Annotated in this window: 25 protein-coding genes; 24 read left to right on the top strand and 1 reads right to left on the bottom strand. The window is 45.9% G+C overall.

Translation table 11 applies throughout. The features are described from left to right. The first annotated feature begins 138 nt into the window (after positions 1-138). From M654_RS14785 to fni, 17 genes are all read left to right on the top strand, one after another. Positions 139-1,197 carry a YpbB family protein gene (locus tag M654_RS14785; RefSeq protein WP_026587649.1) on the top strand — a complete coding sequence of 353 codons (1,059 nt, stop codon included), beginning with the start codon at positions 139-141 and terminating at the stop codon, positions 1,195-1,197. Next, positions 1,190-2,686 (top strand): RecQ family ATP-dependent DNA helicase, encoded by a 1,497-nt coding sequence (locus tag M654_RS14780; RefSeq protein WP_026587648.1) that lies wholly within the window; start codon positions 1,190-1,192, stop codon positions 2,684-2,686. Before M654_RS14785 ends, M654_RS14780 begins: the two co-directional genes overlap by 8 nt. After that, positions 2,680-3,330 carry a CPBP family intramembrane glutamic endopeptidase gene (locus M654_RS14775; RefSeq protein WP_026587647.1) on the top strand — a complete coding sequence of 217 codons (651 nt, stop codon included), beginning with the start codon at positions 2,680-2,682 and terminating at the stop codon, positions 3,328-3,330. The genes M654_RS14780 and M654_RS14775 overlap by 7 nt, the downstream gene beginning before the upstream one ends. Next, positions 3,266-4,024 (top strand): LysM peptidoglycan-binding domain-containing protein, encoded by a 759-nt coding sequence (locus M654_RS14770; RefSeq protein ID WP_026587646.1) that lies wholly within the window; start codon positions 3,266-3,268, stop codon positions 4,022-4,024. The genes M654_RS14775 and M654_RS14770 overlap by 65 nt, the downstream gene beginning before the upstream one ends. Positions 4,025-4,146: 122 nt before the next feature. Next, complete coding sequence (locus M654_RS14765; RefSeq protein ID WP_077737215.1) at positions 4,147-4,536, top strand: YpbF family protein; 390 nt, start codon at positions 4,147-4,149, stop codon at positions 4,534-4,536. 87 nt (positions 4,537-4,623) lie between these two features. Further along, entirely contained in the window at positions 4,624-5,394 is a 771-nt protein-coding gene (locus M654_RS14760; protein ID WP_026587644.1) for a metallophosphoesterase, read from the top strand. A 153-nt stretch (positions 5,395-5,547) separates the two neighbouring features. After that, positions 5,548-6,132 (top strand): genetic competence negative regulator, encoded by a 585-nt coding sequence (locus M654_RS14755; protein WP_026587643.1) that lies wholly within the window; start codon positions 5,548-5,550, stop codon positions 6,130-6,132. A gap of 195 nt (positions 6,133-6,327) precedes the next feature. Further along, positions 6,328-7,602: a Glu/Leu/Phe/Val family dehydrogenase gene (locus M654_RS14750; RefSeq protein WP_026587642.1), complete on the top strand. Its 1,275-nt coding sequence runs from the start codon at positions 6,328-6,330 to the stop codon at positions 7,600-7,602. A gap of 87 nt (positions 7,603-7,689) precedes the next feature. Then, on the top strand, positions 7,690-8,655 hold the full coding sequence (locus tag M654_RS14745; RefSeq protein WP_026587641.1) for a YpdA family putative bacillithiol disulfide reductase: 966 nt from the start codon (positions 7,690-7,692) through the stop codon (positions 8,653-8,655). Positions 8,656-8,760: 105 nt separating this feature from the next. Further along, entirely contained in the window at positions 8,761-9,729 is a 969-nt protein-coding gene (locus M654_RS14740; protein ID WP_026587640.1) for an asparaginase, read from the top strand. Positions 9,730-9,806: 77 nt separating this feature from the next. Next, positions 9,807-10,475 carry a glutamic-type intramembrane protease PrsW gene (gene prsW, locus M654_RS14735; RefSeq protein ID WP_026587639.1) on the top strand — a complete coding sequence of 223 codons (669 nt, stop codon included), beginning with the start codon at positions 9,807-9,809 and terminating at the stop codon, positions 10,473-10,475. A 317-nt stretch (positions 10,476-10,792) separates the two neighbouring features. Continuing rightward, positions 10,793-11,704 carry a spore cortex-lytic enzyme gene (sleB, locus tag M654_RS14730; RefSeq protein WP_372709714.1) on the top strand — a complete coding sequence of 304 codons (912 nt, stop codon included), beginning with the start codon at positions 10,793-10,795 and terminating at the stop codon, positions 11,702-11,704. Between the two features lie 17 nt (positions 11,705-11,721). Further along, positions 11,722-13,074, top strand: coding sequence for a germination protein YpeB (ypeB, locus tag M654_RS14725; protein WP_026587637.1), 1,353 nt, complete (start codon positions 11,722-11,724; stop codon positions 13,072-13,074). Between the two features lie 161 nt (positions 13,075-13,235). Beyond that, positions 13,236-13,412, top strand: coding sequence for a YpfB family protein (locus M654_RS14720; RefSeq protein WP_163170561.1), 177 nt, complete (start codon positions 13,236-13,238; stop codon positions 13,410-13,412). Between the two features lie 79 nt (positions 13,413-13,491). Then, positions 13,492-14,172 carry a (d)CMP kinase gene (gene cmk, locus M654_RS14715; protein WP_026587636.1) on the top strand — a complete coding sequence of 227 codons (681 nt, stop codon included), beginning with the start codon at positions 13,492-13,494 and terminating at the stop codon, positions 14,170-14,172. A gap of 220 nt (positions 14,173-14,392) precedes the next feature. After that, positions 14,393-15,541 (top strand): 30S ribosomal protein S1, encoded by a 1,149-nt coding sequence (rpsA, locus tag M654_RS14710; protein ID WP_026587635.1) that lies wholly within the window; start codon positions 14,393-14,395, stop codon positions 15,539-15,541. A gap of 13 nt (positions 15,542-15,554) precedes the next feature. Next, positions 15,555-16,604, top strand: a complete 1,050-nt coding sequence (fni, locus tag M654_RS14705) for a type 2 isopentenyl-diphosphate Delta-isomerase (RefSeq protein ID WP_026587634.1) — start codon at positions 15,555-15,557, stop codon at positions 16,602-16,604. A 32-nt stretch (positions 16,605-16,636) separates the two neighbouring features. On the opposite strand, the gene M654_RS14700 is transcribed toward fni, so the two are convergent. Beyond that, positions 16,637-16,768 carry a YpzI family protein gene (locus M654_RS14700; RefSeq protein ID WP_077736575.1) on the bottom strand — a complete coding sequence of 44 codons (132 nt, stop codon included), beginning with the start codon at positions 16,766-16,768 and terminating at the stop codon, positions 16,637-16,639. A gap of 72 nt (positions 16,769-16,840) precedes the next feature. Here M654_RS14700 and M654_RS14695 point away from each other — a divergent pair, with 72 nt between their 5' ends. From M654_RS14695 to M654_RS14665, 7 genes are all read left to right on the top strand, one after another. After that, entirely contained in the window at positions 16,841-17,443 is a 603-nt protein-coding gene (locus M654_RS14695) for a YphA family membrane protein (RefSeq protein WP_026587633.1), read from the top strand. Next, a complete protein-coding gene (locus M654_RS14690) occupies positions 17,440-18,339 on the top strand; it encodes a YIEGIA family protein (RefSeq protein WP_026587632.1) in 900 nt (299 codons plus the stop codon). The genes M654_RS14695 and M654_RS14690 overlap by 4 nt, the downstream gene beginning before the upstream one ends. Then, complete coding sequence (locus tag M654_RS14685; protein ID WP_026587631.1) at positions 18,336-18,530, top strand: capping complex subunit for YIEGIA; 195 nt, start codon at positions 18,336-18,338, stop codon at positions 18,528-18,530. Before M654_RS14690 ends, M654_RS14685 begins: the two co-directional genes overlap by 4 nt. Before the next feature lie 131 nt (positions 18,531-18,661). Next, on the top strand, positions 18,662-19,972 hold the full coding sequence (gene der, locus M654_RS14680) for a ribosome biogenesis GTPase Der (protein WP_026587630.1): 1,311 nt from the start codon (positions 18,662-18,664) through the stop codon (positions 19,970-19,972). A 14-nt stretch (positions 19,973-19,986) separates the two neighbouring features. Then, positions 19,987-21,024, top strand: a complete 1,038-nt coding sequence (locus M654_RS14675) for an NAD(P)H-dependent glycerol-3-phosphate dehydrogenase (RefSeq protein ID WP_026587629.1) — start codon at positions 19,987-19,989, stop codon at positions 21,022-21,024. A gap of 323 nt (positions 21,025-21,347) precedes the next feature. Then, positions 21,348-21,551: a DUF2768 domain-containing protein gene (locus M654_RS14670; protein WP_026587628.1), complete on the top strand. Its 204-nt coding sequence runs from the start codon at positions 21,348-21,350 to the stop codon at positions 21,549-21,551. A 20-nt stretch (positions 21,552-21,571) separates the two neighbouring features. Further along, positions 21,572-22,300 (top strand): hypothetical protein, encoded by a 729-nt coding sequence (locus M654_RS14665; RefSeq protein ID WP_077736576.1) that lies wholly within the window; start codon positions 21,572-21,574, stop codon positions 22,298-22,300. The last annotated feature ends 10 nt before the right edge of the window (positions 22,301-22,310 follow it).

Here is a 22,310-nt window from a genome sequence, read left to right as displayed (position 1 = left end):
GAGAATGCTTATCACATAAGGGTTCTACTGCTAACATACCCCTTTTAAATGAGTTTAAACATCGATTTCTCCGCAAAATCTGTTAAAATAAAAGAAGAAAAATCTCGAATGCTGTCCTAAAAGAATGCAGGTGATGCTATGTCGGTTCATTTTTTTGACGCCATTGTCCTCGACATCCTTTCGTCTATGAAAGGAGAGCGGTCGAAAAGCGCCGTGTTTCATTTATTAAAAGGGAAAAGATCGTCACAGACGATACAAGACGCCGGTTTGTTTGCCGTCTCAAAATATTTCGGATTTTGTCCATCCCTTTCGAGAGACCGGTTAAACGAAAGTGTTCAAAAATTGAACCGGGAATCGTTGATTGCCGACAAAACGGGAACTGACACTTATACTGTCACTGAGAGCGGCGCGGATGAACTCGCCAGCTGCTTCAGCATCAATCCATGGCCGCCGCACTTTCACGGGGCATATTATCATGCGGCCGCCAAAATCATGTGGGCGAGAATGTCTCTATTAATCCAGGTGCTGTCAAACAGGCTTCACGGTGTGCGCGTTTATTTGCCGATCACAAAAGATTACCAGATTCAAAACTGGGTCAAGCGCTATTTGAAAAACCGCAATTCCGAAGAAACGGCCGCACGCCTTCACAAGGAACTGGAAGAAAGGCTTCAGGCATTGAACCATCACGAACAGGCTTCCGTTTTTGTGCATTCTTTGACATCGGCTCAAAAGGCCGGCTTTACTGTTAAACAGCTTGCGGAAAAGATGCATCGTGATGAATGGTACATATATGCGCTGTTTTGGGATGTGCTGCACTATTTTATTCAATCCGCCCAAAATGGTGAAAGTCCTGCTCTGCAATCGCTGATTCAAGACATCCCATTGAAAGATGCGCTGACACAATCGACGAGAAAAACGCTGTTTCTCGTGAAAGAAGGCAAATCCATCGATCGGATTGCGGAAATCCGGAAGCTGAAAAAGGCGACGATCGAGGATCATATCGTGGAAATCGCCATTCATGACCCGGCTTTTTCCATTGAAAGCTATGTCTCAAAAGAGGAGCAGAAAATCATTGCCGATTATGCACAAACCAATCAAACGAATAAAATCAGACATATTAAAGAAGGTCTTGGGGGCCGATTCAGCTATTTTAAAATCCGTCTGGCCCTGTCGAAAACGGTGAGCCGCCATGGATAAGCTGCATCAGGCCCTTCGCCGCCATTTCGGCTACAGCTCGTTCAAAAAGGGACAGGAAACGATCATCAAAAGCGTTCTGCAAGGGCGGGATACGGTAGCGATGCTTCCCACTGGAGGAGGGAAATCGCTGTGCTACCAGCTCCCCGGGTTTTTGGCGGATGGAATGGTGCTGATCGTTTCCCCGCTGCTTTCATTAATGGAAGATCAGGTGCAGCAGCTGAAGATGCGCGGCGAAAAAAGGACGGCCGCTTATAACAGCGCCTTGACCTATCAGGAAAAAGACTACATCTTAAGACAGCTTCACCGCCTGAAATTCCTTTATATTTCACCTGAAGCACTCCAGTCCGAGCAGATGATGAGCCGGCTTGAAGCCATGAATATCAGCCTTTTTGTCGTAGATGAAGCCCACTGTATTTCGCAATGGGGACACGATTTCAGGCCCGACTACTCGAAGCTTGGCGACATTAAAACGCGGCTGGGCCACCCGGTCACTCTGGCGCTTACAGCGACGGCTACTGAGGAAACATTAAAGGATATCTCCAGGATGCTCAAGACGACAAAAGCCCAATTTATCATTCATTCTGTGGACAGGCCGAATATCGCCCTCCATATTGAAAAGTTGCACGATGCAGCCGAGAAGGCGGAAAGGCTTGTTGAACTGGTGCGTAAATTGGAAGGGCCGGGCCTTATCTATTGTCCCACGAGAAAATGGGCTGAGGAGCTCGCTGACAGGCTGGCTGAAGAGACAGGGCTCAGGATGGGACATTATCACGGCGGCATGGATCCGGTAGACAGAATGCTCATCCAGCAGCAATTCATCCGCAATCAGCTTGATGCCGTCTGCTGTACAAACGCCTTTGGAATGGGGGTTGACAAGCCGGATGTCAGATACGTGATCCATTTCAGCCTCCCGCAGACCGCGGAAGCTTTTATGCAGGAAATCGGACGTGCGGGCCGCGACGGGAAAGAGAGCATCAGCATCCTCTTGAAAGCCCCGGGAGATGAAGGCATTCAAGAACAGCTGATTGAAACCGAATCTCTCAGCCAAAGCGAGATCGGCTTTTTATATGAAAAGCTTGCCGACCGGCAGGATGAACGTAGTTTGAGAGAAATCCTCGAACAATCGGGATTGACAGAAACGCAAGCCCGCCATTTCGCACACCTTTACGTTAAGGTTCGCCATTTAGGCGATGACGGCCGTAAGCTGATCCACCGGGAAATGGACAGGCGCAAACAGCTGAAATTAGAAAAGATGGCGGGTTTCGCAGCGATCACCGAAAACGAAGAATGCTTCCGCGAAAACCTGCTGGCTTATTTTAATGAAAAACGAAAGCCGCAAAAAACGGGTGATTCAGCCTGTTGTACATATTGCGGATTGGACCTTGCAGCATATGAAATTAAAGGAGATCGTCCATTGATGAATACATTAACAGCCTGGAATGTGGAATTGGATAGGATATTCGCAGCCAGCCGTGATCGGTTATGCTGAAAAAACAGAGCGACATCATCAGGCGGCTTTCAGACGGGGAAATGTTGAAGCAGCTCTATTTTTCGCAAATTTTGATGCTGGTGTTGGCCATGCTTTTTGGCGTCTTTTTATTTGCCGATGCCGGCGATTTTTTCTCGCTTTGGCAATTGTTCGACCTAAACATCCTGACTTTTGGGATTCCATTAGCGTTTTTCGTGATCCTGGCGGATCTGGCAGTGATGAAATGGGTTCCCCGGCATATGTATGACGATGAAGGGATTAATGAGAAGCTTTTTCGAAACCGGTCATATCCGCATATTCTGATCCTGACGCTGTTTATCGCGTTTACCGAGGAAATATTGTTCAGGGGCGTCATCCAGACTCATTTCGGCATTTGGACTGCAAGCATCATTTTTGCGATATTGCATTTTCGCTATCTGAAAAAATGGCTGCTTTTTGTCATGGTTGTTTCGATCAGCTTTTTGCTCGGACTGAGCTTTCAACAGACAGATAACTTATTCGTACCTGTCACGGCGCATTTTTTGATTGATGTTGTATTTGCGTGCCAGATTCGTTTTCTACATGTAAGGAGGAGTTCACATGGCGGAGATGTCCAGGATAGAGAGGAAAAGGAAGAAACAGGAGCAGGAGAAAGCCCGGGCTGACTTCAGCTGGGAGCCTCCGGCGGAGCCGGAGATCTCTGATGAGCTCCCATCCAGGCAGTCCTATCGTGAAAAAAAGAAACACAGCCGGAAAAAGAATAAAAACAGAAATCCTTTATTTACATCGCTTGCTGTCATGTTTTTTTTCATCCCGATCATCGTTTTTCTTGTGTTCATGTATATGCTGAACCAAAACGGTTCCGATCCTGAGCCCGGCCAGTATGATGATGTGTTTTATGAGAAATCGGGGGAGACAGGGATGCTCAATGAAAAACAAGACAGCGGCCAGTCGGCTGATCAAAAAGCAGACGCCCAGTCCGCTGCAGCTGCCTCCCAAGAAGAAAAACCGAAGGAAAGTGAAAAAGCCGAAAAGCAAGAGAAGCCAAAGCAAAAAGCTGAACAAAAGCCGGCCGAAAAAAAGGCTGCGCCTGAACCTGAAGAAAAAGAAACAGCCAAAACTTCGGAAAAGCGGGCGGCAGCAGAGAAAAACACAGCTAGATCAGAGCCGGCGCAAAAATCCCCCGAACCAAAGCCGAAAAAGGTGATTCAGCATACGGTCGCTGAAAAAGAAAACCTCTTCAGAATTTCCATGAAATATTATAAGGATCGGTCAGGAGAAGCAATCATTCGCAACTACAACGGATTATCCGGCAACGATGTCTATGTGGGACAGGTGCTGGATATCCCTTTTTATTAACCATGGCATGATCCCCGCGGCATCTTCATATACATTGTACTAACAAATAGGACAAGGTGTGAGGATCTGTGGGAAGCGCGCTTGATCAACTGGATCGTTTTACCGACGAACCTACAATACAAATGCTCCGCGGTTTGATTAAAAGGAAGCGAAAGTATGAAAACTACCGAAAGCAGACAATCAGATGGCAGGCAGCCGCCCTGATTTGCGCCGCTTCGTTTTGTTTGTTTCTTGCTGCGAAAGGACTGGGGCAAAACGGTTTTTTATCCGAGGTGCTCAATGATTCGATTTACCTGTTTTGGATCATGTCGGCCGCTTTCGCCTACAGCACCGCTTATTATTTCAAAAAGAAGGAAGATAAAGCGGAGGGGGAATTCCATAAGCTGAGATGCGAGATTATTCAGAAAAGCACGGATTTATGGCCTCAGCCTGACATGTGGAAATCAAGGGAAACGGTATTTAAGATCATGAAACAAGAGTATGACATCAACCTTTATTTCGAAAGCAAATAAAAGAAAGAAGACGTTTTCTTAAGAAGAGAAACGTCTTTTTTTATCAGAGCGTCTTATAGAAAAAGCCAAAATGAATGGAGAATCGGTATGATCTGTATACTCATCTTAATGGTTGCGTTGATTTGCGGCATCGCGTTTATTTGGAAAATGTCGGCCATCGCCAAAGAAGAGAGGATCGTCTCTTGTCTGTTTCCGATCGGGGGACTTAAAAAGCCGCTGAACATCTTTTTTATTTCGGACATTCACAGACGAACCGTCAGCAGTGAAATCATTGAAAAAGTGAAAGAGCAGAAGGTTAAGCTCGTGTTCATCGGCGGCGACCTGGCGGAAGAGGGCGTTTCATTTCAGGCGATTGAAGACAATATCAAAAGGCTTTCAAGCCTTGGAAAAACGTATTTTGTGTGGGGAAACAATGATTATGAAGTCGATCAGGAGAGGCTGTCCGCTATTTTTGAGAAGTATGGTGTCACGGCCTTGCGCAATGAATCGGTTTTATACGATCATGACGGTGAAGTCATCAATATTTGCGGAGTCGACGATATCAGGCTTGAATTGGATGATTATCAGGAGGCGGTGCGCCGCATCCAAAAGGAGGCTCCGACCCTTTTATTATCACATAATCCGGCGATTCATCATCAAATACAGGAGACCGACGGAATTGACGCCGTATTCAGCGGACATACACACGGCGGGCAAATTCGCATCGGCAGGCTGGGCTTTTATGAAAAAGGGGGAACGGGAACCGTTCACAAAGCATATTATCTGATCAGCAACGGCTATGGGACGACTAAGCTTCCGTTAAGGCTCGGGGCGCGACCTGAAACCCATCTCATCAAGCTCGTACCAAAACATAAATAAGCATTTTTCAGTGAAAACGGACGAAAAGACGGCGTAGTGCTTGTCTTCCACCCAAACACAGTGTAAACTGGTATCAAAATTAAGAACCTATGACTCATCATCTCCATATAATAAGATATATGATGTGTGCAAGAAGAGGCAGGAGGGAACGTTATGCGGCTTGAGCGTCTAAATTACAATAAGATCAAGATTTTTCTGACACTTGATGATCTGACAGACCGGGGGCTGACGAAAGAAGACCTTTGGAAGGACTCATTTAAAGTTCAGCAGCTGTTTAAAGACATGATGAACGAAGCGAATACAGAGCTCGGGTTTGAAGCGAATGGCCCAATTGCTGTGGAAGTGTATTCTCTTCAGGCACAAGGAATGGTCATCATTGTCACCAAAAATCAAGAAACAGATGAAGATGATAATGAGTATGATGAGGATTATATCGAAATGCAGGTCAAGCTTGGCGAAAGTGTTGACATTATATATGAATTCCAAACGTTTGAGCATCTGATCGAGCTGTCTAAAAACCTCGACCGGATCGGAATCCAAGGCGGAACGGTGTATCACTATGAAAACAGATACTTCCTGAGCCTCGACGATTTCGACTCCCGTTCCGTCGACGGCGTGATCTCAATCCTTGCCGAATATGGAAGCCCGACAACTTTAACCATTTACAGGCTTCAGGAATACGGGAATAAAATCATGGAAAACAACGCCGTCCAGACCATTCAGACATACTTTAAATAGACCGCATTTACAAAAGTTTTTCTGCTGTGTTAAACAGCAGTTTTTTTCTGCCGAAAATAAGAATATAACAAATAAGATTTTTCTCGAATATTTTCACGAAAAATGGTTGATTGTTCTTTGCATCATTAGTGCGAGGGTGTATACTATTCTCTGAAAGGACAACATGCCAGAAAGACTTTAGGAGGTTAACTGAAAATGGTAGCCGATCAAAACACCGGTCATACTGAAGAAAATACACTCGACGTTTTGAAATCAACGCAAACGGTGATACATAAGGCGCTTGAAAAATTAGGGTATCCGGAAGAAGTGTATGAATTATTAAAAGAACCGATTCGTTTTTTAACGGTGAAAATTCCGGTTCGCATGGATGATGGGTCTGTTAAAATTTTTACGGGATACCGCGCTCAGCACAATGATGCAGTAGGGCCGACAAAAGGCGGCATCCGTTTCCATCCGGGAGTTACAGAAAATGAAGTTAAAGCGCTTTCTATATGGATGAGTCTGAAATGCGGCATCATCGACCTTCCATATGGAGGCGGAAAGGGCGGGATCATTTGTGATCCGCGGGATATGTCCTTTCCTGAACTGGAACGTCTAAGCAGAGGCTATGTTCGGGCGATCAGCCAAATTGTCGGACCGACAAAAGACGTGCCGGCTCCCGATGTATTTACTAATTCTCAAATCATGGCATGGATGATGGACGAATATTCAAGAATCGATGAATTCAACTCTCCGGGTTTCATTACCGGAAAACCGCTCGTTTTAGGTGGTTCTCACGGCAGAGAATCTGCGACAGCAAAAGGGGTTACAATCTGCATTAAAGAAGCGGCGAAGAAAAAGGACATCGAAATAGAAGGGGCTGCTGTCGTCGTGCAGGGGTTCGGAAATGCGGGAAGCTACCTGGCGAAATTCATGTATGATGCAGGGGCGAAAGTCGTCGGAATTTCCGATGCATACGGCGGTCTGTACGATCCGGACGGACTTGACATCGATTATCTCCTTGACCGCCGTGACAGCTTTGGAACCGTCACAAAGCTGTTCAATGACACGATTACAAATCAGGAGCTGCTTGAACTGGAGTGCGACATTTTAGTGCCGGCAGCGATTGAAAATCAAATTACGGCGGAAAATGCGCACAACATCAAAGCGAAAATCGTTGTAGAAGCCGCCAATGGGCCGACAACGCTTGAAGCGACGAAAATCCTTTCCGACCGCGATATTTTGCTTGTGCCTGATGTGCTGGCAAGCGCGGGCGGTGTGACGGTTTCCTACTTTGAATGGGTGCAGAACAATCAGGGCTTCTACTGGACGGAAGAAGAAGTGGAAGAAAGATTGGAAAAAATGATGGTGAAGTCATTTAATAATATTTATGAAATGTCCCACAACCGCAGAATCGACATGCGGCTGGCCGCCTACATGGTGGGCGTCCGCAAGATGGCGGAAGCATCCAGGTTCAGAGGCTGGATTTAAGCATAGCATTTGCAACAAGTCAAAAAATCTCCTATCCTAAAATAGGAGATTTTTTGTTTTTCGGATATGACAGGAGATGAACGGAACATGAAAGAAGAAAAAGTGATCATTATCGGCGGCGGCCCCTGCGGGCTTTCTGCAGCCATCCACATGCAAGAGATCGGGGTGGACGCTCTCATCATTGAAAAGGGAAATGTTGTAAACAGTATTTATCAATATCCTACACACCAGACCTTTTTCAGTTCGAGCGAAAAGCTGGAGATTGGCGATGTGGCATTTATCACCGAGAATCACAAGCCGGTCAGAAACCAGGCGCTGTCTTATTACAGAGAAGTCGCGAAACGGAAAAAATTGAGAATTAACGCTTTTGAAAAGGTTCATTCCGTAACGAAAACCGAAAAGAACCAGTTTAAAGTAGAAACGTCCAAAGACACTTATTTGGCCTCTTTTTGCATCATTGCGACCGGGTACTACGACAATCCGAACTATATGAATGTACCGGGTGAGGATCTTCCGAAGGTTTTTCATTATTTCAAAGAAGCCCATCCATATTTTGATAAAGATGTAGCGGTCATCGGCGGGAAAAATTCGAGTGTTGACGCTGCGATGGAGCTTGTGAAAGCAGGCGCGAGGGTTACGGTTTTATACAGGGGAAAAGAGTATTCTTCAAGCATCAAACCGTGGATTCTTCCGGAATTTGTCTCCCTTGTCAAACACGGAAAAATCCGGATGGAGTTCCGTGCGGTCGTCAAAGAAATTACGGAGGACCGGCTGATTTTTACAGTTGACGGGCAGGAGGAGAGCATCAAAAACGATTTCGTATTCGCGATGACTGGCTATCATCCCGACCACAGCTTCCTGCAAAAAATGGGCGTTCAGATCGATGCTGAAACAGGCCGTCCGTTTTTCAATGAAGACACAATGGAAACGAATGAGGATGGCATTTTTATAGCGGGTGTGATCGCAGCGGGCAACAATGCCAATGAAATTTTCATTGAAAACGGCCGCTTTCACGGCGGTTTAATCGCCGCTGAAATCGCCAAACGGATCTAAATTTCCCGCTTCATGATGTGTAATGCGGAAAGAAGAGCACATTCTATACATAGATGTGCTCTTTTTTATCGGCACACAGATCATGACGAAAAGGGGCGGCACGAGATGAAAAACAAAGTAGCTCTCATCACAACAGGCGGAACGATCGCAAGCAGAAAAACCGAAAGCGGAAGACTTGCTGCGGGAGCTATCAGCGGGACGGAGCTGGCCAAAATCTGCAACCTTCCTGAAGATGTTGAGATTGATGTGTTCCCGGCATTTCAGCTTCCAAGCATGCATATCACCTTTCGGCATCTTTTGGAGCTTAAACACGCGGTCGAACAGGCTTTTCAGGACCCGACTTATAACGGAGCCGTTGTCACGCACGGGACAGACTCGCTTGAAGAATCAGCGTATTTTTTAGATTTAACAATCCAGGATGACCGGCCTGTCGTTGTCACAGGCTCGCAGCGCGCTCCCGAGCAGCAGGGAAGTGACGCCTATTCAAACATCAGGCACGCCGTCTATACGGCATGCAGCAAGGAACTCATGGGAGCCGGCACGGTTGTTGTATTTAACGAAAGAATATTTAATGCGCGCTATGTCAAAAAAGTCCATGCCTCCAATCTGCAGGGCTTTGACGTTTTTGGCTTTGGTTATCTGGGGATCATTGACAATGATAAAGTGTATGTTTATCAAAAACCATTAAGACGGGACGTTCATCAACTGAAAAAGCCTCTCCCGGAAGTGGATATTATCAAATGCTATCTCGATGCAGACGGAAAATTTGTCCGCGCTGCTGTAAATGAAGGCGCTAGCGGCATCGTGCTGGAGGGGGTCGGAAGGGGACAGGTGACCCCGAAGATGATGGCGGATATTGAGGATGCGCTAAAAAGGGGTGTATATATCGTCATCACGACAAGCGCTGAGGAAGGCGAAGTTTATACCACTTATGACTATGCCGGCAGCTGCTATGATTTGGTAAAGAAAGGCGTCATATTAGGCAAAGATTACGACAGCAAAAAAGCGAGGATGAAATTGGCGGTTCTGCTTGCCAGCTATGAGAGCGGCATAAAGGAAAAGTTCTGCTACTAACGGAGCGTCTTTTTCAATTTCAAAACCTTCCGAATCATGATAGGATAGAATCAGATGAAAAGGAAAGAGGTTTCCTCATGTTCGGAATTATCTCCGCAGGCATAGCTCCCGGAATCGCATTGTTAATGTATTTTTACTTAAAGGAAAAATATGAATCAGAGCCCATTCATATGGTGATCCGCCTCTTTATACTGGGGGTTTTGCTCGTTTTTCCGACAATGTTTATACAGTATGTTTTGGAAAAAGAACACATTTCCGAGGGCAGCTTTCTGATTTCGTTTTTATCTTCCGGATTTTTAGAGGAATTTTTAAAGTGGTTTTTGCTGATGATCAGCATTTTTCAGCATGCCGACTTTGATGAACATTATGACGGAATCGTTTACGGGACAAGCCTTTCATTGGGGTTTGCCACGCTGGAAAATATTTTATACCTCATCGGAAACGGGGTGGAGCACGCATTCATGCGCGCTTTGCTCCCTGTCTCAAGCCATGCCTTATTCGGCGTGATCATGGGTTTTTATATCGGCAAAGCCCGTTTTTCAACCCGGAAAACGATGAGGAAATGGCTTTTGCTCTCGCTCCTGATCCCGGCCGTTTTGCACGGCCTTTATGACTATATTCTTCTTGCCTTGAACAACTGGATTTATTTTATACTGCCGTTTATGGCTTTTCTCTGGTGGTTCGGTTTGCGGAAAGCAAAAAAAGCCCGCTCAGTCAATGCCGGAGAACAGCCGCTGCAGTTCTAGCCGTTCGTCAACCGGTTCAGTGCTGATATTTGTTGACAGGTGTGCTGAGAAACGGCGGCTGATGGCTCAGGACGTCCTTCCTGAACAGCCGCGTCCTCACACCGCTGAAAGTCCGCGAAAGGACGACAAAAATTCGACAGCCGCCAATGAGGCGGCTTTTTTTATTGGCTGAAATCGCGTTCCTGCCATTTTTTTGCCGCGGATGAAACAGAAAGGAAAGCGTGTATAAAATCTGCCTCTCTACAAAAGATATGGATACAAAAATGCTGGAGGAGGCTTAAAACATGAAGTCGAAAGGTTCTTTTTGTTTAAGAGTCATGTTTTGTACCATTATGGCCATCAGTCTTTCACTTCCATTCAGTCAAAAAAGCTCCGCCTTTTCTGATCAGGTGATACAGCGGGGGGCAACGGGGGATGATGTGATTGAACTGCAGGCAAGACTTCAATATAACAGCTATTATAATGGCAAAATTGACGGAGTTTATGGATGGGCGACATACTGGGCCGTCCGCAATTTTCAACATCAGTTTGGATTAAATGAGACTGACGGTCTCGTCGGTCCGAAAACGAAACGATATTTGATCAATCATACGAAATATTACAAAGACTATGTTCACAGACAGCTAAGAAAAGGCAATCAATTCACACATTACGGCGGTATGCCGCTGAAGTATCAGACGAAGCCTTCGAAAGAGGTGCAGCGTCAGGCGAGACAGAAGGCGGAAGCCAGACAGCGCCAAAAGGGCGCTCCAAAGCAGGATACCGCGCAGCAACAGCAGCAGGCAGCTCCTCAACAGCCGAAAAAGCAGGCTAAGCCGAAGGATGCTGCACCTAAGAAACAAGATGCCGTGGCTGCCAACATGCCGGGCGGTTTTTCAAACAATGACATCAACCTCTTGGCCCAGGCGGTTTACGGAGAAGCGCGCGGGGAGCCGTATGACGGCCAGGTTGCGATTGCGGCTGTCATCTTAAACAGGCTTGAAAGCTCCACTTTTCCAAATACAGTTGCCGGCGTTATTTTTGAGCCGCTGGCATTTACCGCTGTGGCTGACGGGCAAATTTATATGACGCCGAATGAAACGGCGAAAAAAGCCGTGCTTGATGCCATCAACGGATGGGACCCTTCGGAAAACGCTTTGTACTATTTTAATCCCGATACGGCCACAAGCTCATGGATATGGGGAAGACCTCAAATCAAAAGAATCGGCAAACACATTTTCTGTGAATAAAAGCGAGGTGTTATCAATTGATCAGAGGAATATTAATCGCCGTTTTAGGAATCGCCATTGTCGGAACAAGCTATTGGGGCTATAAAGAACATCAGGAAAAAGATGCGGTGCTCCTGCACGCAGAAAACAATTATCAGCGGGCGTTCCACGATTTAACCTATCAGGTGGACCAGCTCCATGATAAAATCGGCAGCACGCTTGCCATGAACAGCAAAAAAACGCTGTCTCCCGCTTTGGCGGAAGTGTGGAAAACGACGTCTGAAGCGCACAACAATGTCAGCCAGCTGCCGCTGACGTTAATGCCTTTTAACAAAACGGAAGAGTTTTTGGCAAACGTCGGGGATTTCAGCTATAAAGCAGCGGTGCGGGACCTTGATAAAGAGCCGCTGAGCAAAAAGGAGTACGCCTCTTTAAACAAGCTTTATGAAAATGCAAAGGATATACAAAATGAGCTGCGCAATGTCCAGCATTTGGTCATTGACAATAATTTAAGATGGATGGACGTCGAGCTTGCGCTGGCATCAGGGCAAAAGCAGAGCGACAACACGATTATCAACGGCTTTAAAACGGTGGAAAAAAGCGCAAGCGCCATTTCGGAAAGCGATTTTGGCGCGGGCACAAAGACGAGCATGAAAAAAGAGCAGCAGGGATACGGTCATTTAGAGGGTGAAAAAATAACCGAAAAAGAAGCGCGCAAAATTGCCCAAAAGTTCGCCCCGGATAAAAACCATAATATCAAAGTGGCAAAAAGCGGGAAGAAAACGAACAGGGATGTCTACAGCATCAGCATGAAAGACCCTGACCAAAAAGCGGATATTTATATGGATATTACAGAAAAAGGCGGATATCCGGTTTATCTCATCCAAAATAAACAGATCAAAGACGAAAAAATCAGTTTGAATGATGCATCAAACCGGGCGCTTCAGTTTTTGAAAAAGAACGGCTATAACGTCGGCGAACTGGAAATGGATGAAAGCTCGCAATATGACGGTGTCGGCGTCTTTTCATTCGTCCCGGTCCAGGATGATGTATGGCTTTATCCGGACAGCATCCGGATCAAAGTCGCTCTTGATGACGGTGAAATCGTCGGCTTTAACGCCAAGGATTTTCTCACGGCTCATAAAAAAAGAGATCTGCCGAAGCCTAAATTGACGCCGGAAAAAGCGAAAGCGAACCTCAACCCGAATGTGAAGGTTCAGGAAACGCGCCTCGCACTGATTACAAACGACCTTTCTCAGGAAGTGTTATGCTATGAAATACTCGGTACGATCGAAAATGACACCTTCCGAATGTTCATCAACGCCGATGACGGCAGCGAAGAGAAAATCGAAAAAATGAAAAGTGCGGAACCGATCTACAAGGATCTTTAAACAAAAAGGAAAAGGCGCTCATCTGCCTTTTCCTTTTTGGCATGTGGAATAATTAAACCCGAACATTTCCATACTGATGGTATGGAAAGCGGCTTCATCTGCCGTTTCCTGAAAAATGGCGCGATCCGGTGTTTTCCGGACGTCTCCACGGAGGAATCATTATGAAGACAATTGAGCGTATACTGCTGAAAATTCTCATCGTGCAAGGCCTGATTTTATTATGTGTCCAGCTTCTTTTTCATTTTTCAAAAGCCGAGCCTTATCTGTCAAAAGTTGTGCAGTATGAAGGTGTCAACAAAATGAAAATCGGCGAATGGATCGAGACATTTAAACCGTAAATCACATGAAAATCTCCCCTTTTTCACCTAGAACATGATACAATCCTATAAGGAGTACCAGAGAGCAAGGAGAGGAATTATGGAAAAGAAATTATGTATCGCAATCGACGGCCCGGCCGCTGCCGGAAAAAGCACAGTGGCGAAAATCGTGGCTAAAAAAAAGGGCTATGTTTATATTGATACGGGCGCTATGTACCGGGCCATCACGTATTTAGCGCTCGAAAAGGGCGTCGATCTGACAGATGAAGCCTCGATGACGGCTTTATTGAAAGGCGCCGTCATCGATCTCTCGGTTACAAAAGAAGGGGAGCAGAAGGTATATATCGCAGGCGAGGATGTAACGGAAGCCATCCGAACGGACGATGTAAGCAATCAAGTGTCGATCGTCGCCAAACACGGGGGCATTCGCGAAGAGATGACAAAAAGGCAGAAGCAGCTTGCCGAAAAAGGCGGAGTCGTAATGGACGGCCGTGACATCGGCACACATGTGCTTCCGGATGCGGAAGTGAAAATCTTTCTCTTGGCGTCCGTTGAAGAGCGGGCGAAACGCCGCTTTGAAGAAAACGTCAAAAAAGGGTACAATGTAAACTATGAAACGCTTGCAGAAGAAATCAGACGCCGCGACAAGCTGGATTCCGAGCGTGAGATTTCCCCTTTAAGAAAAGCGGAAGACGCGCTTGAAATCGATACGACATCATTGTCCATTGATGAGGTGGCTGAAAAAATTTTGCAAATTGTAGACAAAAAGGCTCAAAAATAAAAATTCCGGGCAAATTACTTATTGTCTACATGTTTTGACTTGACAAACACAGGCTTTTATTAGAAGTTAGTAATAATAAATCATTTTATAGAACATTCAAATATCCATTTTTGAATGGTTCTTGAATACATATTCGGCTGTCCGGACTGGGTGTTGCATCCGGTTCGGAATAACCGTTTTCACAAAAGCTGTGTAGGTTTGGACCAAGGAGGTTATTGAAATGACAGAGGAAATGAATCAAATTGATGTTCAGGTGCCAGAGGTTGGAGATGTGGTGAAAGGTATTGTAACGAAAGTTGAGGACAAGCATGTTGATGTTGACATCCCCAACTGCAAGCAAACCGGTATTATCCCAATCAGTGAATTATCAAGTCTCCATGTTGAAAAAGCGTCAGATGTCGTGAATATCGACGATGAGCTTGAATTAAAAGTAACAAAAGTGGAAGACGATGCATTGATTTTATCAAAACGTGCTGTTGATGCAGACCGCGCTTGGGAAGACCTAGAGAAAAAATTTGAGTCAAAAGAAGTGTTTGAAGCCGAAGTCAAAGACGTCGTCAAAGGCGGTCTTGTGGTCGATATAGGCGTGCGCGGATTTATCCCTGCGTCACTTGTCGAAGCACACTTTGTTGAAGATTTTGCAGATTATAAAGGAAAGACGCTTACATTAATCGTCGTTGAGCTTGACAGAGATAAAAACCGCGTGATTTTATCCCACCGCGCGGTTGTTGAAAAAGAGCAGTCCGAAAGAAAGCAGGAATTCCTGCAGACATTGGAAGCCGGACAGGTTATTGAGGGCAAGGTGCAGCGTTTGACCGATTTCGGAGCATTCGTTGATATCGGCGGCATTGACGGCCTCGTCCACATTTCCCAGCTTTCCCATTCACACGTTGAGAAACCGTCAGACGTTGTTGAAGAAGGCCAGGAAGTCAAAGTCAAGGTCCTCTCAGTTGACCGCGACAATGAAAGAATTTCATTATCGATCAAAGAGACGCTTCCTGGACCATGGGCGAACATCGGCGAAAAAGTGAAGCCTGGAGACGTCCTTGACGGTAAAGTGCAGCGTTTGGTAAGCTTTGGTGCTTTTGTCGAAGTGCTTCCTGGGGTTGAAGGACTTGTTCACATCTCCCAAATCTCAAATAAACACATCGGAACACCTCACGAAGTGCTTGAAGAAGGCCAGGACGTGAAGGTTAAGGTTCTCGATGTCAATGAAGCCGAAGAACGGATTTCTTTAAGCATGAAAGAGCTTGAAGAAAACAATGAAAAAGCTGAACAGGAAGATTACCGCCAATATCAGGCGAAGGAAGAATCGACAGGATTCCAGCTTGGTGAAATGATTGGAGATAAACTGAATAAATTAAAGTAATTTGGTGATAATGGTGACGCGAGCCGAGAGAAAAAAGGAACACATTGAACACGCCTTGTCCACCGGACAAAAACGCGAGACAGGGTTTGATGATATTACATTTGTTCACGTCAGCCTTCCGGAAACGGCATTGTCACAAGTTGATACTTCAACAAAAATAGGCGAACTGTTCTTAAGTTCGCCTATTTTTATCAATGCAATGACCGGCGGAGGGGGACGAGCAACGCTTGAGATTAACAAAGCGCTGGCGAGAGCGGCCAAAGCCGTGAACATACCCGTTGCCGTAGGATCGCAAATGTCCGCTTTAAAAGACCCTGATGAACGGCCCTCTTATGAAATTGTCCGTAAAGAAAACCGGAATGGGCTTGTGTTCGCCAATTTAGGAAGCGAAGCGACGGTTGATGAGGCAAAAAGAGCCGTTGATATGATTGAAGCAGACATGCTCCAAATTCATCTCAATGTCATTCAGGAAATGGTCATGCCTGAAGGGGACCGCGATTTCACCGGCAGACTGCGCCAGATCGAGGACATTTGCCGCAAAGTCTCTGTGCCCGTTTCTGTGAAAGAAGTGGGCTTTGGCATGAGCAGGGACACCGCTGCCAAACTGTTTGAAGCAGGGGTGCAAGCGGTGGATGTCGGCGGTTTTGGCGGAACGAATTTTTCGAAAATCGAGAATCTGCGCAGGGACAAAGCGGTCAGGTTTTTCAATCAATGGGGCATATCGACAGCTGCAAGTGTAGCCGAGGTCTGCTCTGCCTTCAGGAATCGTCCGGTTATCGCCTCAGGGGGGATTCAGGATGCTCTTGATCTGGCAAAGTCGATTGCTTTAGGAGCGTCTGCTGCAGGCATGGCCGGCTATTTTCTTAAGGTGCTGACAGAATCAGGCGAAGACGCTTTAGTCGAGGAAATCACAAGCCTGATCGAAGATTTGAAAAGGATCATGACCGTTTTGGGCTGTCAGACCATTGAAGAACTCAAAAAAGCTCCTCTCGTCATAAAAGGGGAGACATATCATTGGCTGAAAGCAAGAGGTATTGATCCTTCCGCTTACAGTTTGCGTTAAAAAAACCGGCTTGGTTAACCAAGCCGGTTTTTTTATGGGTTTCGCCTGCGTGCTTCTTCAGCGCTTTCGAGAGAGGTCGCTCCGTTATGCCTGATGGACTGATCCCGGTCAGACTCGGTGCGCCTGTCTTTTCTCAATTTCTTTTCCTGCCTGTCTTTTCCCATTCCTGCTCCCCTCCTTTACACAGGTTTAAAATTCGGTCAGCCGCTCCATACTGAAATATGGAGGATGGAAAAATGGAACAATTTTATTACTTTTGGTCAATGTGGTTTTTGTGGGTTTTGACAACGTTTATCCTGAAGAAAAACAGGAGCCGTTTATTTGCTTCGGCATTTATTTTGCTCAACATTATTTTAAGTATGTATCAGCTGCACTTCTCCTTGTCTTTTAATGCGGCGTATCTGCTTTTTTTTACAGGCGCTTTGATCATGGGCGGCTATCAGTCGATTCACAAAAGCATCAAGCGCCTGTTTCTCCATCTTGCAATGGTGTTTGCCTACGGCTTTTTGTTTCTTTTTGCATTATATGATCCGGTTTGGTTTATCCTAAAGCCTGAATGGCTGATCATCGTATTGTTTATGATCATGACGGCGGCTTTTGAAAAAAGCTTCGCCAGCCGCCTGGCGCTGTTTGTACTTGGCATGTGCCAGGGGGAGCTTTTGTACTCGCTTATCATCAGAAAGCTTTACGGGGACATCGTTGTCGGCGGATATACCTGGCTGTCCATGTGCTCAGCCGGCATCGTTCTCGTGTATGGGATTTCCCAATATGAGCGGCTTGTCCAACAGATTCATCAAAAATGGAAGCGATTGAATAAAGGAGCAACAAAAATGTCATGACTCATTATACTTATCCGATTATCTTGGGAATAACAGCAGGTATTGGCGTCAGAGTGTATATGCTGAGGACCGATTATCGCCAGTATCCCACCTATCTTCACGGGAAAACGATCCATATCGCACTGGCGATGATCGCTGCAAGCATCGGAGCGATCATCATACCGTCCATATTAAAGTCCGATTATACAGCGATCACCTTTTTAACGCTGGCTGCCACCCAATTCAGGGATGTCCGCAATATGGAAAGGGAAACTTTGACACAGCTTGACGGCTATGAGCTCGTTTCAAGAGGGAGCACATACATCGAAGGGATTGCGATAGCCTTTGAAAGCCGGAACTATATCGTCATTTTCACATCGCTTTTAACGACTTTGGCCTATATCCTTTTTTCTTCCGTATGGGCAGGGCTTGCGGTTGTCGTGATCTGTTTTATCGCCGGGAGAATTTTAATGTCCGGCAGTTTTATTAAGCACATTGCCGATATAGAGTATCAAAAGCCGCATTTTGAGGGCGCAGGCTTGTATGTCGACGATATTTACATCATGAACATCGGTATTCCCGAAAAGCAAAAGTTGATCCTTGAACATGGCATGGGCTTCATATTGAAGCCGAAAAATTTTAATTCAGCGGTGACGCTCGCCAATCTCGGCCAAAGGCAGGCGATATTATTCGATGTCTCAAATGTACTCGGCGTCTACAGGGATTCAGGGGAACCGTCGCTCACCCCTTTGGCGAAAAGGGATTTAAATGACGGTCGAGTCGCAGTATTTGTCCTTCCGACCATCAGGGATAAGGATATGGCCATCAAAGTGATCGGAGATGTCCCAACGCTTGAAAATGCCATTCGGGTGCCGATGGAATTTATAAAAGAAAAGCACGGTAAGGTGATAAAATGAGCGAGTCGATCGAAAAATTTATTTTGGCAGTCGTCACAACAAGGCGAGATCGGGTGATTGGAGGCACAGCCGTGTTTTTTTGCGACAACAAGGAGGAAATGGATACCTATGCCAAAAACCTTGAGGCCATTCTCGACGGAATCGCCCATGGGATAGGGGATGATCTGTATTTGATTGTGAAACATTTTTGATTAGAGTTGTGATCTCTTTAGAAATTGATATAATATATGAGTTAAGCCCTTCTGCATGAACAAAGAAGGGTTTCTTTCTTCACGATGATTATTTGACAATGCTCCTGAAGAGAATTGAAAGGAAGGGTACTATGGGAAAACCTGTCGTAGCCATAGTTGGAAGACCCAATGTTGGGAAGTCCACGATCTTTAACCGGATCGCGGGCGAAAGAATTTCGATTGTGGAAGATACACCCGGTGTGACACGGGATCGGATATACAGCTCTGCCGAATGGCTGAACCATGATTTTAATCTGATTGACACCGGTGGAATTGAAATCGGTGATGAGCCGTTTCTCGCGCAAATTCGCCATCAGGCGGAAATCGCTATGGAAGAGGCGGATGTGATTATATTCATGACGAATGGACGCGAAGGGATCACAGCTGCTGATGAAGAAGTCGCGAAAATTTTATACCGGACGAAAAAGCCGGTTGTCCTGGCGGTCAATAAACTTGATAATCCGGAAATGAGGGCAAATATTTACGATTTTTATTCGCTCGGCTTTGGGGAGCCGTATCCGATCTCAGGTACGCATGGCCTTGGCCTCGGGGATCTGCTTGATGCCGTCAGCGAACATTTTAAAAACATTCCGGAAACGAGATATGAAGATGAAGTGGTGCAATTTTGCCTGATCGGACGTCCGAACGTCGGAAAATCGTCCCTCGTCAACGCTATGCTCGGCGAAGAGCGCGTGATCGTCAGCGATATTGCCGGAACGACAAGAGATGCGATTGACACGAGGTTTACATACAATCAGCGCGATTTTGTCATCGTTGACACGGCCGGGATGAGAAAGAAAGGCAAGGTCTATGAGTCAACTGAAAAATACAGTGTGCTCAGAGCTTTAAAAGCGATTGACCGCTCAGAGGTCGTCGTCGTCGTTTTAAACGGTGAGGAAGGCATCATTGAACAGGATAAGAAGATTGCCGGTTATGCGCATGAAGCGGGAAAAGCCGTCGTCATCGTCGTGAACAAATGGGATGCGGTCGAAAAAGATGAGCGGACAATGAAGGAATTTGAGCAAAATATTAGAGATCACTTTCTGTTTCTAGATTACGCGCCTGTACTGTTCATGTCCGCCCTAACCAAAAAGCGGATTCATACGCTGATGCCGGCCGTCATGACGGCAAGTGAAAACCATTCGATGAGGGTGCAGACGAACATCCTGAATGATATCATTATGGATGCGGTCGCCATGAATCCGACGCCGACCCACAACGGAAACCGCTTGAAAATCTATTATGCGACCCAAGTGGCTGTTAAGCCGCCGACTTTTGTCGTGTTTGTCAATGATCCGGAGCTGATGCACTTTTCTTATGAGCGCTTTTTGGAAAACCGGATACGCGATGCGTTTGGATTTGAAGGAACACCGATCAAGATTTTCGCAAGAGCAAGAAAATAAAGAGGTGTAGTGGAATGACTAAAGTATCGATTTTAGGAGCCGGAAGCTGGGGAACAGCATTGGCCCTTGTGCTGGCGGACAATCGCCACGATGTTTGCGTATGGGGACACCGCGAAGAGCTGATTAAGCAAATCAATGAAAAACATGAAAACGAAGATTATCTGCCGGGAGTCAAACTCCCTGATGCCGTCTGCGGTACTACGGATCTGCAGGCTGCATTGGCCGATGTGCAAACGATCATTGTCGCCGTTCCGACGAAGGCGATCCGGGAGGTTCTCAGAGAGGCTGTCTCCTTTATTAAGAAAAAAACGATTTTCGTCCATGTTTCAAAGGGAATCGAACCTGACACACTGCTCAGAATTTCAGAGATGATGGAAGACGAAATTCCTGCCGAATTACGGGAAGACATCGTCGTCCTTTCCGGTCCAAGCCATGCCGAAGAAGTCGGTTTAAGACACCCGACAACAGTCACGGTTTCCTCGAAAAACATCGAAGTCGCACAGACCATTCAGGATTTGTTTATGAATCAGAATTTTCGCGTCTATACCAACCCGGACATTATCGGAGTAGAGGTCGGCGGTGCGCTGAAAAACGTGATTGCGCTTGCCGCTGGAATTGCCGACGGCTTGGGATACGGCGATAATGCAAAAGCCGCTTTAATCACAAGAGGCTTGGCGGAAATCGCACGCCTGGGCACGAAAATGGGCGGAAATCCGCTGACATTCTCAGGCCTTGCCGGAATCGGCGATCTGATCGTTACCTGTACAAGCGTTCATTCACGAAATTGGCGGGCCGGTAATATGCTGGGTAAAGGCTTCAAACTTGAAGAAGTTCTGAAAGAAATGGGGATGGTCGTTGAGGGGGTACGCACGACTAAAGCGGCATATCAGCTTTCACAAAAATATGACGTCAAAATGCCGATCACTGAAGCGCTGCATAAAGTTTTATTTGATGGCAAAAAAGTTGATATTGCCGTTGAATCATTGATGGCAAGAGTGAAAACACACGAGATGGAAGATCTTGTGAACACGTTCGAAAATCAAATCAAATGACCAGCCCGAAATGGCGTTAACGCTCTCCTCCAGGTTCGTTTTTAAAAAACTGAAACATTTGGAGACTTAGGCAAGAGAGGATACATTTGTCCGAACACTTGCATAAAATAGAATCGAAGTCTGGAAGAGCTGTATCTAATCATTGGGTTATATAGTCACCATTCACAAGCCTGAAGCAAAGTCCCCCTCTTTGCTTCAGGTTTTTTTACTGCCTATGCCCGCTTCTTAAAAATTGGAAAAGCTGTTGAACTTCTGGTTTTTCTTATATAAAATGAAATATAACGCTTACAACACAAGAGAATGATAGAAGGAGGGCTTTTAGCGTGAATCCCGGTCTGTTAAAAATGTGGTTTGCCTTAGGAGCGATGGGCCTGATGTTCTTAGCGGTGATTGCCATATACATAAGCAGGTACAAATTCAAAAATCCTTTTCTCAAAATCGTCACGTCGTTTCTGGCTTATACATGCATGCTGATCTCGGGCGTGATCGTTTTTTTCGTCGTCTTCAGCGGTCCCGTTAATGAATAATGTTCAAAAGGAAGATGCATATGAAAACAATCAGCGTACTGTTCACACTTTTGCTCACAGCCATTCTTTTAAGCGGATGTTTATACCCTGAACAAAAAAGAGCGAAAAACAACGTCCCCTATCAACATCAGCTCAATGAAGTGCAGGCCGCGGTCGACGAATTCAGGAAAGCGACAGGCGGGCTCCTTCCGATTAAAACAAAAGATATGTCCATCCCAATCTATCAAAAATATCCTATCGATTTTAACAGGCTGTCTCCGCGGTATTTGGAGGAGCCTCCCGGCACTTCCTATGAAAACGGCGGAGAGTATGTATATGTTCTCGTAGATGTTGAAAAAAATCCGACGGTCAAGCTTATTGACGTGAAAATGTCGGAAGCGGTCAAGGAATTGAAGCTTCGGATCGAAATGTACAAAGATCAGCATCGGTATCCCCCGTATGAAAAAGTCGTAGCGAAAAATTTATTTACACTCGATTATCAGAAGCTGGGGCTGAAAGAACCCCCTTCTGTCACAAGTCCGGTAACAGGCGATTCACTGCCGCTTCTTGTCGATCAAAAAGGCGACATACAAGTAGATTACCGGATGGATTTGGCCAAACTGCTGAAAAAATCAAAAAAGGCTTTAAAACCGGGTGATGAAATCCAGGATGTCATGTGGAAAGAAACGCCTTTCGTGCCGGCGTTTTCTGTGAAATACAGCGTCAATGATAAGCAGGAACCGGTTTTTTTAGAACAACCTAAACGGTAAGCGCAAGAAT

The organism is Bacillus sp. NSP9.1 (assembly GCF_000465465.2).
GTDB lineage: Bacteria > Bacillota > Bacilli > Bacillales > Bacillaceae > Bacillus > Bacillus sonorensis_A.
Note: the sequence above shows the minus strand (reverse complement) of the source record. Positions and strands in the feature narration are given on the sequence as shown.